Annotated in this window: 11 protein-coding genes; 3 read left to right on the forward strand and 8 right to left on the reverse strand. The window is 63.2% G+C overall.

The window, feature by feature from the left end; translation table 11 throughout:
- Window positions 1–5: 5 nt before the first annotated feature.
- From CHEJ32_RS0101180 to CHEJ32_RS0101190, 3 genes are all read right to left on the reverse strand, one after another.
- Window positions 6–1562 carry an NADH-quinone oxidoreductase subunit NuoF gene (locus tag CHEJ32_RS0101180; protein WP_028032193.1) on the reverse strand — a complete coding sequence of 519 codons (1557 nt, stop codon included), beginning with the start codon at window positions 1560–1562 and terminating at the stop codon, window positions 6–8.
- A complete protein-coding gene (locus tag CHEJ32_RS0101185; RefSeq protein ID WP_028032194.1) occupies window positions 1559–2032 on the reverse strand; it encodes a formate dehydrogenase subunit gamma in 474 nt (157 codons plus the stop codon). Before CHEJ32_RS0101185 ends, CHEJ32_RS0101180 begins: the two co-directional genes overlap by 4 nt.
- 98 nt (window positions 2033–2130) lie before the next feature.
- Entirely contained in the window at window positions 2131–3027 is an 897-nt protein-coding gene (locus CHEJ32_RS0101190) for a LysR family transcriptional regulator (RefSeq protein WP_028032195.1), read from the reverse strand.
- Between the two features lie 145 nt (window positions 3028–3172).
- On the opposite strand from CHEJ32_RS0101190, the gene CHEJ32_RS0101195 reads away from it, so the two are divergent.
- Window positions 3173–4339: an Mrp/NBP35 family ATP-binding protein gene (locus CHEJ32_RS0101195; protein WP_028032196.1), complete on the forward strand. Its 1167-nt coding sequence runs from the start codon at window positions 3173–3175 to the stop codon at window positions 4337–4339.
- On the opposite strand, the gene CHEJ32_RS23635 is transcribed toward CHEJ32_RS0101195, so the two are convergent.
- Window positions 4313–5113 (reverse strand): endonuclease/exonuclease/phosphatase family protein, encoded by an 801-nt coding sequence (locus CHEJ32_RS23635; protein ID WP_084032637.1) that lies wholly within the window; start codon window positions 5111–5113, stop codon window positions 4313–4315. The two genes, CHEJ32_RS0101195 and CHEJ32_RS23635, sit on opposite strands and share 27 nt — an antisense overlap.
- 116 nt (window positions 5114–5229) lie before the next feature.
- On the opposite strand from CHEJ32_RS23635, the gene CHEJ32_RS0101205 reads away from it, so the two are divergent.
- Window positions 5230–6186 (forward strand): lysylphosphatidylglycerol synthase domain-containing protein, encoded by a 957-nt coding sequence (locus CHEJ32_RS0101205; RefSeq protein ID WP_028032197.1) that lies wholly within the window; start codon window positions 5230–5232, stop codon window positions 6184–6186.
- Here the strand turns inward: CHEJ32_RS0101205 and CHEJ32_RS23640 are convergent.
- From CHEJ32_RS23640 to CHEJ32_RS0101225, 4 genes are all read right to left on the reverse strand, one after another.
- Window positions 6093–7652 carry a phospholipase D-like domain-containing protein gene (locus CHEJ32_RS23640; RefSeq protein ID WP_034657691.1) on the reverse strand — a complete coding sequence of 520 codons (1560 nt, stop codon included), beginning with the start codon at window positions 7650–7652 and terminating at the stop codon, window positions 6093–6095. The genes CHEJ32_RS0101205 and CHEJ32_RS23640 overlap by 94 nt on opposite strands.
- A gap of 89 nt (window positions 7653–7741) precedes the next feature.
- Window positions 7742–7870 carry a hypothetical protein gene (locus tag CHEJ32_RS27880; protein WP_256375642.1) on the reverse strand — a complete coding sequence of 43 codons (129 nt, stop codon included), beginning with the start codon at window positions 7868–7870 and terminating at the stop codon, window positions 7742–7744.
- A gap of 88 nt (window positions 7871–7958) precedes the next feature.
- Window positions 7959–8390: an EamA family transporter gene (locus tag CHEJ32_RS0101220; RefSeq protein ID WP_156936581.1), complete on the reverse strand. Its 432-nt coding sequence runs from the start codon at window positions 8388–8390 to the stop codon at window positions 7959–7961.
- 17 nt (window positions 8391–8407) lie between these two features.
- Window positions 8408–10693, reverse strand: coding sequence for an NADP-dependent malic enzyme (locus CHEJ32_RS0101225; protein WP_028032199.1), 2286 nt, complete (start codon window positions 10691–10693; stop codon window positions 8408–8410).
- Between the two features lie 137 nt (window positions 10694–10830).
- Between CHEJ32_RS0101225 and mutS the strand changes: the two genes are divergently transcribed.
- Window positions 10831–13536 carry a DNA mismatch repair protein MutS gene (mutS, locus tag CHEJ32_RS0101230; protein ID WP_034657749.1) on the forward strand — a complete coding sequence of 902 codons (2706 nt, stop codon included), beginning with the start codon at window positions 10831–10833 and terminating at the stop codon, window positions 13534–13536.
- Window positions 13537–13543 lie beyond the last annotated feature (7 nt).

Here is a 13543-nt window from a genome sequence, read left to right on the forward strand (position 1 = left end):
TCCTCCTACTCCGCCGCTTCCCGCACCGGCTGCGGGCGGAAGTCCTCGGGGAAATGGGTGAGTGCGCTCATGACCGGATAGGGCGTAAAGCCGCCCAGTGCGCAGAGCGAGCCGAATTTCATGGTGTTGCAGAGATCCTCGACGATCTCGATCTGCCTTGACGGCTCGATGCCTTTTGCGAGGCGGTCGAGCACCTCAACGCCACGCGTCGAGCCGATGCGGCAGGGCGTGCACTTGCCGCAGCTTTCCACCGCGCAGAACTCCATGGCGAAGCGCGCCTGCTTCAGCATGTCCACCGTGTCGTCGAAGACCACGATCCCGGCATGGCCGATCAGGCCGTCCTTCGCCGCGAAAGCCTCGTAGTCGAACGGCGTGTCGAACAGCGCGCGCGGGAAATAGGCGCCGAGAGGCCCGCCCACCTGCACCGCGCGCACCGGCCGGCCGGTGGCCGTCCCGCCGCCGATCTCGTCGACGATCTCACCGAGCGTCAGGCCGAAGGCCGCTTCGAACAGGCCGCCATGCTTCACATTGCCGGCGATCTGAATCGGGATCGTCCCGCGCGAGCGGCCCATGCCGAAGTCGCGGTAGTACGCCGCGCCCTTGTCCATGATGATGGGCACGGAAGCGAGCGAGATTACATTGTTGATGACGGTGGGCTTGCCGAAAAGGCCTTCATGCGCCGGCAGTGGCGGTTTCGCGCGCACCATGCCGCGCTTGCCTTCAAGCGAGTCGAGCAGCGCCGTTTCCTCGCCGCAGACATACGCGCCGGCGCCCATGCGTACTTCCATGTCGAAAGCATATTGCGACCCAAGCACGTTTTTGCCGACGATACCGGCGTTGCGTGCGACGGCGATCGCTTCGTTGAGCACCTGTTCCGCATGTGGATATTCGGAGCGTAAATAGATGTAGCCTTTTGTGGCCCCCACCGCGATGCCGGCGATCGCCATCCCCTCGATCAGCACGAAGGGGTCGCCTTCCATGATCATGCGGTCGGCAAAGGTGCCGGAATCGCCCTCATCCGCATTGCAGACGATGTATTTCTGCGCCGCGCTGGTATCGAGCACCGTTTTCCACTTGATGCCGGTAGGAAAGCCCGCGCCGCCACGCCCGCGCAGGCCGGATTCCGTCACCTGCTCGACGATTTGAAGCCGCGTCATCGAAAGCGCGTTTCTCAAGCCGCGAAGGCCGCCATGGGCCTCGTAGTCTGCGAGCGATACAGGATCGGTGATGCCACAGCGCGCGAAGGTCAGCCGGGTCTGGCGCGCAAGGAAGGGGATTTCCTCCGGGTTGCCGAGGAAAAGCGGATGCGCATCACCTGAAAGAAAATTGCCATCAAAGAGCGAGGGCACGTCCGACGGCTTCACCGGCCCATATGCCGCGCGCCCCGTCGGTGTTTCCACCTCAACCATGGGCTCCAGCCAATAGAGCCCGCGTGAGCCGTTGCGAACGATTTGCGCCTCGACGCCCCGCAGCCCGATCTCCCGCGCAATCGCCCTCGCTACCTTTTCGGCGCCGAGCGCCAGCGCGCCGGAGTCGCGGGGAATATAGATCTTCCGCATCATGCCCGGATCTCCCGCGCGATCTCTTGCACCTTGTCTTCATCCAGACGGCCGATCACTTCGCCGTCGAGCATGGCGGAAGGCGAACATGCGCAAAGGCCGAGACAGAAGACCTCCTCCAGCGTGACCGAGCCATCCGCAGCGGTTTCGCCGAACGTGATGCCGAGAAGCTCCTGAAGCCTCTCCGCGACCGCATCGCCGCCCATCGCCTGGCAAGCTTCTGCGCGGCACACCTTCAGCACATGCCGGCCCGGCGGGTTTTCTCGGTAGTCATGATAGAAGGAGACGACGCCGTAGACCTCGGCACGCGAAAGGTTCAGGGCGTCCGCGATGGCAGGAAGTACCTCGCGCGGCACATACCCGAATTCCCGCAGAATGCCGTTCAGGATCGGCAGGAGCGGGCCTTCTTCATGCTTCCACCGCTCGATGATCGGCATGACGGCGGAAACGATCTCGGTACCTGCGTGCTGCATCCTGCAGCGCCCTCCCTGGATAAAGTCGCTTTGGAGGAAATACGGTATCACCGCTCTCTATCAATATAGCATATCCGTTGAGTGATAGAAAATTTCTATCAGACTTTGGCGAAAGTCTCGGCAGCCAGCCGCGCTTCGTACAGCAAGGCCGAGACCATGGGCGTATGCGGTTCCCGCTCAACCGCCACGACGCCGACAAGGTGACTGGCGTTTGGCTCGATGATGGGAATGGCCCGGATGGGCTCTGAGAAGCCGAGCACTTCCGCCAGATTGAGCGGCATGATCGAAGCCCATTTGCCGGTGCGGATGTGCGAGAAGAGCAGGATCATCGAGTTCGATTCGAGCGTCGGCTGCACGCGTGCGCCAACCTCCTCCAGATGCTTGTTGATGATGCGGCGGTTCTGCATGTCGGGGGTGAGCAGGCAGAGCGGCAGCTCGGCGACCTCCGACCAGGTCACTTCCTTGCGATCGGAAAAGCGGTTTCCGACGGCGGTAATGAGCTGGTAGCGCTCGGAATAGAGAGGAACGGTGACGACACGGCCGAGCGGCTCGTTGTCGAGATAGGTGATGCCGATGTCGATCTCGAAATTCTCGAGCAGCGCGAGCACTTCGAGCGAGGTGCAGGAAACGACCGAGAAGGTCACCTCAGGGTGCTTCTCGCGAAAGGGTGTGGTGAGAGTGGGCACCATGGCAAGCGCGGTGGGAATGGCGGCGATCCGCACGTGACCCGAAAGGCCGCGCCGGGCCGCGCGCATCTCTTCGCGCAATGTGCGCGCGTCGCCTACGATGCGCCGCGCCCATTCGAGCACGCGCTGGCCTTCGGGCGTCAGCCCCTGGAAACGCGAGCCGCGCTGGACGAGCATGACGCCGAGCTGATCCTCCAGCTGCTTGATCGCCGCCGAGAGCGTGGGCTGCGTAACGCCGAGTTCCGCCGCAGCCCGGCCGAAATGCCGTTCTTTGGCGAGCGCGATGAAGAATTCCAGCTTGTCGATCATGGCTCAATGTCTGCCATGTTTTGCGTCAGCCTGCACCATTGCCCCTCATTCAGCGTGCGCCGTTCCATCCCGAGGGCTTGTAACGCTTGGTATTTCCGCCGGATATGACTATCTGGCAGGAGAACGCATGAGAAAGTGAGCCGCAATGAGCGCCGTCAGCCGCGAAGCAGTCATCGAAAAGCTCAGCACTGTCAGAGGGCCGGACCTGGAAGGCGACATCGTCTCGCTCGGGCTTGTTTCCGAGATATTCATTGCGGATGGGAAGGTTTTTTTCTCGATCACGGTTCCCGCAGAGCGGGCGCAGGAGCTCGAGCCCTTGCGCGAGGCGGCGGAGAGGGCGGTAAAGACGGTGCCCGGTGTGACGGGCGCCGTTGTCGCCCTCACCGCGGAGAGGCAGGGCGGCATGGGCGCTGCGCCACAGGAGCGGCCCGCGGCGAGGCCTCAGCCGCCCCGTCCGCAATCGCCGGTGCGGCCCGCCACCCCGCAGGCGCACCAGCCCGCAAAGGCAGGGGTGCCCGGCGTCGATGCCATCATTGCAGTCGCAAGTGGCAAGGGTGGGGTCGGAAAATCCACCACCGCCGTCAATCTTGCGCTTGGGCTGCAGGCGCAGGGCCTGAAGGTTGGCATCCTCGATGCGGATATTTACGGGCCCTCCATGCCCCGCCTGCTCGGAATCAAGGGCAAGCCGGAAATGGTCGACAGCAAGACCTTGAAGCCGATGGAAGCTTACGGCCTGCAGGTCATGTCGATCGGCTTCCTCGTGGAGGAAGAGACACCAATGATCTGGCGGGGGCCGATGGTGATGTCGGCACTTCGCCAGCTCATGCGAGATGTGGCCTGGGGCCCGCTCGATGTGATGGTTGTCGACATGCCTCCCGGCACTGGTGACGCGCAGCTCACCATGGCCCAGCAGGTGCCTCTGGCCGGAGCGGTGATCGTGTCCACTCCGCAGGACCTTGCCCTCATCGACGCCCGCAAAGGGCTCAACATGTTCCGCCGCGTGGAAGTGCCGGTCCTGGGGATCGTCGAAAACATGAGCTATTTCATCGCACCGGATACCGGCAAGCGCTACGATATCTTCGGTCATGGCGGGGCGAGGGCGGAGGCCGAACGGCTGGGAATCCCTTTCCTGGGTGAAGTGCCGCTCACCATGGATGTGCGCGAAATGTCGGATGCAGGCGCGCCGGTCGTGGTTTCCGATCCCGAAGGCGATCAGGCGAAAACCTATCGGGCGATAGCGGAGAAGGTTTCGGAGCGGCTGAAGGCAGAAAAGGCAGCCACTGGTTCAGCCCCCGCTATCATCTTCGAATAACGCGCCCCTCATCTGCAACTCGGCGATCACGGGCAGATGGTCGGAAGCGGTTCGCGCCTGAGGGTCGGTCCACTGCCTCGTCAGCATCTTGCCTGGCCGACAATAAATCCGGTCCAGGGCAAAGACGGGCCAGAAAGCAGGGAACGTCTTGAAATGGGTGTGGCCCGGGAAAAGATGGTTGAGCATCTTCTGCACCGAGCCGCGCCAAACCCAATCGTTCAGGTCGCCCATCAGGACGGCCGGCTCCGGCCCTGATTGCACCACCTCCGCGAGGAGCTGTGCCTGGTGCCTTCGTTCCGCAAAACTCAGTCCGAGATGAGCCGCGACCACGTGCAGGAGCCCATATGGTGTTTCTGCAATGGCCTCGATGGCTGCGCGCGGCTCCCGCCTGCGATAGGAGAGGTCGTGGCAGACGGTGCTCCTGAGAGGCCACCGGCAGATCAGGGCGTGGCCGTAATGCCCATCCGGGGCGGTGATGAGCCGGGTTTCGGTCACATGGTTGCCGAGCGCCTCGGAAAGGAACTTGAAGGCTTCGGCTGCTTCGGCCACCTCGCGGCGCGAGCCGACTTCCTGCAATGCGACGAGATCCGGATCGTGCTTGCGAACAAGATCCACGATCCTTCGCAGGTCGCGCCGTCCGTCCGGACCCACTCCGCCATGGATGTTCCACGTCATCACGCGCACGACGCCGGCTCGCACGGCCGAGGAATCCCCTTCCGCGGACGGATCGCGGCCGGAGGGCTGGGATGGATGGGGCGCGTCAGGCACGGTCATTCCCCGCTCAACGCATGAGCCGCGGGATCGTTGAGGCTGCGCGGCTACTTTTTCCACCGGGATCGGAAATACATTTCCGCGCGTTGTGCCGGCATGATCCACCGCGAGGGTTCTTCTTGAAGTCCTTTTCTGTCAGCAGCCCAGTCCGGCGTTATCTCGGTTATTCGCTAGCAGGGGCGGCCGTTCTCTTCGCCGGCTATCTCTTGTATCGCACGCTTTCGCAGTACAAGTGGGAAGAGGTGGTGGAGGCGGTCACCTCCGTCTCCCTCGGCAGGCTTCTCCTTGCAGTGGCCTTCACCGCCGCAAGCTATCTCTGCCTGACTGGATTTGATTGGCTGGCGCTTCGCTATGCCGGTCGACCGCTCGCCTATCCCCGCGCGGCGCTCGCCTCCTTCACCAGCCTCTCGCTCGGCCACAATATCGGCCTTGCCGCTTTGAGCAGCGGTGCGATCCGCTACCGCTTCTATTCGCGCTGGGGACTGGATGCCGAGGAGGTGGCGAAGGTGATCGTCTTTTGCGGATTTACGGTGGGCCTAGGTCTCTCCGTGCTCGGCGGAACAGGACTGATCGCCAATCCTGAGCTTGCGAAGGGAGTGATCGGCATATCGCCGGGAGTTGTCTATCTGATCGGCGGCATCTGCCTTGCCTGGCCTGCAGCCTATCTCCTGCTCGCGGGGCTCTTCGGCGGGCGTGCGATGCACATCCGCGGCCGTCGGCTGGAAATGCCGACCGTGCGGCTGGCGATACCGCAGACGATCATCGGCACGCTCAACTTCGCCTTTGTTGCGGCGGCGCTTCACCAGGCGATCTCCGCCCTGGCGGAGGTGCCCTATCTGGAAGTCGCCACCGTATATGTGAGTGCAAACGTGGCAACCTTGATCACCCATGCGCCCGGCGGCCTCGGCGTGATTGAAAGCGTCGTCCTCTATCTCCTGCCGCAGGCCCATCTCATCGGTGCCGTCCTGGTGTTCCGGTTCGTCTATTTCCTCTTGCCGCTCTTGATGGGCAGCATACTGCTCGTCCTGTCAGAGGCGCTGTTGTCCCGTCCCGAGGCCACGGAAACGGCATCCTGAGCAAAGGCGCTCCGCCACTTGGCACGCGCCCATTCGACGAAGCGGAAGGGCCGCTCCGGATCGAGCAGGCGCGTTCCGGGAAACGAATGGATCGGTCCCGGCTTGACGGTGAGGGGGCAGAGGCAGCGGCCAGTCTCCCGGTTCAGCTTCTCGATCGTCCGGATCAGGGAATTTTCCTGCTCCATCGTTTCGCGGACCAAGGCTGGATCGACACCGAGATGTTCCGCCAAAAGGCGATCGCGGCAGCGGGCAATGGCATCGCGTACGTCAGGCCTGTTCCCTTCGATGACGATGTCGCATTCGGTGTCCAGGCCCATAGAGCGGTTGTTGAGATTGGCCGAGCCAATGCGCAGGAAGCGATCGTCGACGATCATCAGCTTGGCGTGGACCAGCATGATTCCATCGTCCTCATGGCCGTCGACCACGGGGCAGTAGATGCGCATACGTCCATGCCTGTCCCAGCGCTTTATCCTGCGCAGGAGACGCTCACGATTGGCACCCATGATGAAACGCTCGACGAACCCGTTCGCGTGGCGCGTGCAGACGACGACGATCTCTGGTCCGCGCCGGCGGGAGAGGAGTTTTTTCAGCGTCTTCCTCAGGCGCTTGGCGGTGAAGTATTGCGCCTCGATATAGACGCTCCGCTCGGCTGACCTGAGCAGGTCGTCGGTGAGGAATGCTATCTCTTCGACACCTTTTCGGCGGCCACGCGCGGGGAGCGTTCGCGCGACGGCCACCTGGATGTCGCGAAAACCGGGGGAAAGGCCTTCCGGCCACAGCTCCGCCGGCTTGGTGAACGGTATCTTCTGACCCACTGCTTCCTGCCACCGATCCCGGGCCACGCGGGCGATCGCCTTTGCTGCAGGGCCGTCCAATGCCATCTGCAGATCGTGGACGGGATTATAGGAGGTTCCATCCGGCCATTTCCTGCGCGGATCCTTCTTGATGTGCTTCTGGGTGTCCCATCTGCCGATCGTGAGGTCCATCCCGCCGATGAAGGCGAGCGTATCGTCGATCGTGACGATCTTCTGATGATGTGCCGCATGAATGGGGTGATGCGTGTCGAGCCGGAGATGGATGCGCGGATGGTTCTCCCACTCCGCGCCGAAAATCAGCGGAATGGTTGCTCCCGGCGCATGGAATGCCGCAAGACTCCAGACCAGGATGCGAATTTCGAGCTCGGGCCGCTCCTCCACGAGCTTCCGCAACATCTCTCCGAGCGTAGGCGCGTCCTCTCCGTCCTGCGGGCGCAATTGGATGCGCGCGTCAAAGTCCCAGCCGATGATGAAAATCGAGCGGGTCGCCTGCCTCAGCGCATTTTCCAGCGCTGCGAAATAGGCTTCGGCGTCGATAAGGAAGGCCGCTCTGTTCGCGGTCACGATCTGCCGGCAGTTGCGCCCCGGCATCAGCACTGTTCCAAGCGCCCTGCCCGCAGGCGCACCCTCCTGCATTGCTTCGGTCTTCATGCGGATCCCTTCACCCACGTGAATCTCGAGCGTTCAACGCGGTTAGGCGCAAATAAGTTCGCCTGAGGCTGGCTGGAGCCGAGGTATGGCTATCCGTTTGTTGTGGCGTGCGGCGGTTGGCCGCCGCTTTCATTGCCGCCTCTCGGCTGAAGGAAGAGCACGATGGCGAGTATGACAACGATCGCGACCACGACGGCTATGACGACATTCCTGGTCATCGGGGCTTGCCTTCCGTTCAATGCCGCGACATTCGGCGCCGCTGACAACGGAACCGCGCGTTTTGCGCGAAGTTCCAGCGCGCCCGGCCTATGCCCTGACGGAGACGAGGATGGCGCCAGCCGCGATCAAGAGCACGCCGAGCCAATTGATGCCCGAGAGGCGTTCACGCAGGAAAAGGAAGGCGATGACGGCCACGAAAACCACGCTGAGCTTGTCGATGGGCGCGACGCGGGAGACGTCGCCGAGCTTGAGCGCACGGAAATAGCACAGCCAGGAAAGGCCGGTGGCGATGCCAGAGAGAACGAGGAAGATCCAGCTTCGTGGGCTGATGCTGCCGGCTCCCTGCCACTGGCCGGTGCCCCAGACGATGAGGCCCGCCATAAGCACTATGACGATGGTGCGGATGAAGGTCGCGAGGTCGGAACCGATATTCTCGACGCCCACTTTGGCGAGTATTGCCGTAAGCGCGGCGAAAAGGGCGGAAAGCACCGCCCAGAACTGCCACTGGCCGAGAAGCATTCTCACCTTGCTGATCCCTAGCCGCCGGCGCTGTAAGCGGCGACTGCGGCCATGTTCACAATGTCGGAGTCCTTCGCGTTCAGCGAGACGATCTGCACCGGCTTGTTGAGGCCGACGAGCAGCGGGCCGATCACCGTCGAGCCCCCCAATTCCTGAAGCATCTTGGTGGAGATGGAGGCCGAATGGAAGGCCGGCATTACAAGAACGTTCGCCGGTCCCGAAAGGCGGCAGAACGGATATTGCTGCATGAGCCGAGGATTGAGCGCCACGTCGGCGGCCATCTCGCCGTCATATTCGAAATCCACCCGACGTTTGTCGAGGATCTTTACAGCCTCCTGGATGCGTTCCGAACGCTCGCCGGGTGGATGGCCGAAGGTCGAGTAGGCGAGCATGGCGACACGCGGATCATAGCCCATGCGCCGCGCGAAGCTTGCCGCCTCTTCCGCAATATCGGCGATCTCGTTGGCATCTGGCATATCATGCACCGCCGTATCGGCCACAATGACGGTGCGCCCACGCGCCAGCACGATCGAGGCGCCAATAACGCGATGTCCCGGCCGCGCATCGATCACGCGCCTGACGTCGTCGAGCGCGGTGGAATAATTGCGCGTTACGCCGGTGACCATGCCGTCGGCATCGCCCAGCGCCACCATGCAGGCGGCGAAATGGTTCCGGTCATTGTTGATGAGCCGCTGGCAATCACGGAAGAGATAGCCCTTCCGCTGCAGGCGTTCATAGAGATAATCGGCATAGATGCCGTTCCGGCGCGACAGCCGCGCATTGATGATTTCGATGCCCGACCGGGAAAGATCGACGCCGGCATTGGCTGCCGTCTCGCGGATGCGCTCCTCCCGTCCGAGCAGGATCGCGGTACCGAGCCGCTGGTTCACATAGGAAACCGCGGCCCGCATCACCTGCTCTTCCTCGCCTTCGGCGAAGACGATGCGCTTCGGCTGGCGGCGCACGCGGTCGTAAATGCGCTGGAGCGTCGAGGCGATCGGATCCCTGCGGGCGGAAAGCTCCTGCTCATAGCGCTCGAGATTCAGGATCGGGCGACGGGCGACACCTGAATCCATGGCCGCTTTGGCCACTGCCACCGGCACCGCCGTGATGAGCCGCGGGTCGAATGGTACGGGGATGATGTAATTGGGACCGTATTTCGGGCGGTTACCCTGGTAGGCAGCGGCCACATCGTCCGGCACGTCCTGGCGTGCGAGCGCGGCGAGGGCTTCCGCCGCCGCGATCTTCATGGCGTCGTTGATCGTTGTCGCCCTTACATCGAGGGCACCGCGGAAAATGTAAGGAAAGCCCAGGACGTTGTTCACCTGGTTGGGGTAGTCGGAGCGGCCGGTCGCCATGATGGCGTCGGTGCGGATTTCCGCCACCTCCTCCGGCGTGATTTCCGGGTCGGGATTGGCCATGGCGAAAATGATGGGGTTCTTGGCCATGGACTGCACCATGGCCGGTGTCAGAGCTCCCTTGGCCGACAGGCCGAAGAAGACGTCGGCCCCCTCCACGGCTTCGGCCAAGGTGCGCTTGTCCGTCTCCACCGCGTGAGCCGACTTCCACTGGTTCATCCCCTCGGCGCGGCCCTTGTAGACCACGCCCTTGGTGTCGCAGAGAATGATGTTCTCCGGCGCAAAGCCGATGGCCTTTGCAAGCTCGATGCAGGCGATGCCCGCTGAACCTGCGCCGTTGCAGACGAGCCTGGTCGTCTTCATGTCGCGACCGGTGAGGTCCAGCGCATTGATGAGACCGGCGATCGCGATGATGGCCGTGCCATGCTGGTCGTCATGGAAAACCGGGATGTCCATGAGTTCGCGCAGGCGCGTCTCGATCATGAAGCATTCCGGCGCCTTGATGTCTTCGAGATTTATGCCGCCGAAGGAGGGACCGAGCAGCTTCACGCAATTGACGAATTCGTCCGCGTCCTCCGTAGCCACTTCGAGATCGATCGAGTCCACGTCGGCGAAGCGCTTGAAGAGCACCGCCTTGCCCTCCATCACCGGCTTGGATGCGAGCGCGCCAAGATTTCCGAGGCCGAGAATCGCGGTGCCATTGGAGATGACCGCCACCAGATTGCCGCGCGTGGTGTAGTCGAAGGCGCGGCTTGGGTCTTCGGCGATCGCCTTCACGGGCTCGGCTACGCCTGGGGAATAAGCAAGCGAGAGGTCGCGCTGGGTTGCCATCGGCTTGGTGGGCGAGATTTCCAGCTTTCCCGGCCGGCCCATCGCATGGAATTCGAGAGCCTCCTGCGCGCTCACCGAAGGCCCCATCCTGTTGCTCTTGTCAGCTTCGCTCATTTTCCCTACCGCCTCCCACCCGGCTTCTTGTGGAGTTCTGTCGAAGACGGGTGCATAAGGCTACATTTCCGTTAGGTAAATGGCCATCCAACGCGAAACTGCTTTTTGAGGGGCGCTTCTTGAACGACGAAACGCCGATGCGTGCTGAGCAGGCCGCGCCGTTGCCCGCCGCCGAGGGCGCGACGCCCATGATGCAGCAATATATCGAGATCAAGGCCGCCAACGCGGATTCCCTGCTCTTCTACCGCATGGGGGATTTTTACGAGCTCTTCTTCGAGGATGCGGAGATAGCGAGCCGGGCCTTGGGCATCACCTTGACCAAGCGGGGCAAACATCGGGGCGAAGACATCCCCATGTGCGGCGTGCCGGTGCATGCGGCCGACGATTATCTGCAGAAGCTGATAGGGCTGGGTCATCGCGTCGCGGTCTGCGAGCAGCTCGAAGATCCGGCCGAAGCCAAGAAGCGTGGCTACAAGGCCGTCGTCCGCCGCGACGTGATTCGGCTGGTTACGCCCGGCACCATTACCGAGGAGAAGCTGCTCGATCCCGCACAGGCCAATTATCTCATGGCCCTTGGGCGTGTGAAGGGCGGCGAGGAACAGCAGCTCGCGCTCGCCTGGATCGATATTTCCACGGGCGTGTTCCGTGTGGCCTCGACTGCTGTCGATCGGCTGCTCGCCGACATTTCCCGCATCGACCCACGCGAGCTGATCGTGGCGGAGCCCCTGTGCCACGATCCCGAGCTTCGCCCGATCTTTGACCTGTTGGGCCGGATCGTGGTGCCGCAACCAGCGGTCTTCTTCGATTCGGCGAGCGCCGCCATGCGGCTCGCGCGCTTCTATGGCGTAGCGACCATGGACGGCTTCGGCCGGTTCTCCCGCGCCGAGCTTTCCGCCATCTCGGGTGCCGTCGCCTATGTGGAGAAGACGCAGAAGGCGGAACGTCCGCCACTGGCCGCTCCCGAGCGGGACGAGGATGGGACGAGCCTTTTCATCGACCCGTCGACGCGTGCCAATCTGGAGCTTGCGCGTACGCTTTCGGGCAGCCGCGAGGGAAGCCTCCTGAAAGCCATCGACCGGACGGTGACCGGGGCCGGCGGCAGGCTTCTGGCCGAGCGCCTCATGTCCCCCCTCACGGACCCGCTGGCGATCGGCCTGCGCCTTGATTCGGTGTCTCTTTTCCTTGACGGACCCAATCTGCGGGACGGCCTGCGCGAGCTGCTGAAGGGCGTTCCGGATATGACGCGGGCGCTGTCGCGGCTTGCGCTGAATCGGGGTGGCCCGCGCGATCTCGGCGCTCTTGCGACGGGGCTCGAGGCGGCTGCTGCCGTTGCCGACCTGCTTGCCGGCAAGGAACTGCCTTCCGAACTGGCAGCTTCCGTTTCCACTTTGCAGGCGCTCCCCGCGGCGCTCGTGTCCCACCTCGATCGGGCTTTGGCCGACGACCTGCCGCTCCTGAAGCGCGACGGCGGTTTCGTGCATGAGGGCTATGATCAGGAATTGGACGAGATGCGGGCGCTGCGCGATCAGTCGCGACGCGTGATCGCCGGCATGGAGCGGGACCTGATCGAGGAAACCGGCATCCGCTCGCTCAAGATCAGGCACAACAACATTCTCGGCTACTATATCGAGGTGACAGCCAACAATTCGGGAGCGCTCACCGGCAGTGACGAAGCGAAAGCCCGCTTCATCCACCGCCAGACCATGGCCAATGCCATGCGCTTCACCACCACCGAGCTCGCCGATCTCGAAACGAAGATTGCCAACGCCGCCGACCGGGCGCTCGCAATCGAGCTTGCCGTCTTCGACCGGTTGGTGGAGGAGGTGGTCGCGGCATCCGAACCCTTGCGGGCGGCGGCGCAGGCACTTGCTGTACTTGATGTTTCCGCCGCACTCGCCTGCCTTGCCGAGAGCGAGGACTATTGCCGGCCGGTGGTGGACGCGAGCCTGGATTTCCACATCGAAGGGGGGCGGCATCCGGTGGTGGAGCAGGCCCTGCGCAAACAGCTTGGCGAGCCGTTTGTCGCCAATGACTGTGACCTTTCGCCTGCTGAAGGCGAGAAGGCGGGCGCCATCTGGCTTCTCACCGGCCCCAATATGGGCGGTAAATCCACATTCCTCCGCCAAAACGCCCTGATCGCCGTTCTCGCGCAAATGGGCTCGTTCGTGCCGGCGCGCTCGGCCCGCATCGGCGTGGTCGACAGACTCTTTTCCCGTGTCGGCGCATCGGACGATTTGGCGCGGGGGCGGTCGACCTTCATGGTGGAGATGGTCGAAACGGCCGCGATCCTCAACCAGGCAAGCGAGCGGTCACTGGTCATTCTTGACGAGATCGGCCGCGGCACGGCCACGTTCGACGGACTCTCAATTGCTTGGGCGGCGGTCGAATATCTGCATGAAAAGAACCGCTGCCGCGCCCTTTTCGCCACGCATTTCCACGAGATGACCGCGCTCACCGAAAAGCTTTCGCGCCTCGTCAATGTCACGATGCGGGTGAAGGAGTTCGAGGGCGACGTGATCTTCCTGCACGAGGTGGCGCGAGGCGCGGCCGACCGCTCATACGGCATCCAGGTGGCGCGCCTTGCCGGTCTCCCGCAGGCTGTGGTGGATCGCGCGCGCGACGTGCTGCACAGGCTGGAAGAGGGAGAGACGGGAACGAAGGCGGCGCGCATTGTTGATGACCTGCCGCTTTTCTCCGCTGCCGCGATGCGACAGGAACCGCCCAAGCGAAAAACGGACGACCGGCTCAAGGGAGAGCTTGCCGCGCTCAACCCGGACGACATGACACCGCGTGAAGCGCTGGAGGCGCTTTACCATCTGAAGCGCCTTGCGGTGGAGGGGTGAAGGGCAG

Origin of the sequence: Chelativorans sp. J32, from assembly GCF_000518985.1 — a bacterium.
Lineage (GTDB): Bacteria > Pseudomonadota > Alphaproteobacteria > Rhizobiales > Rhizobiaceae > Chelativorans.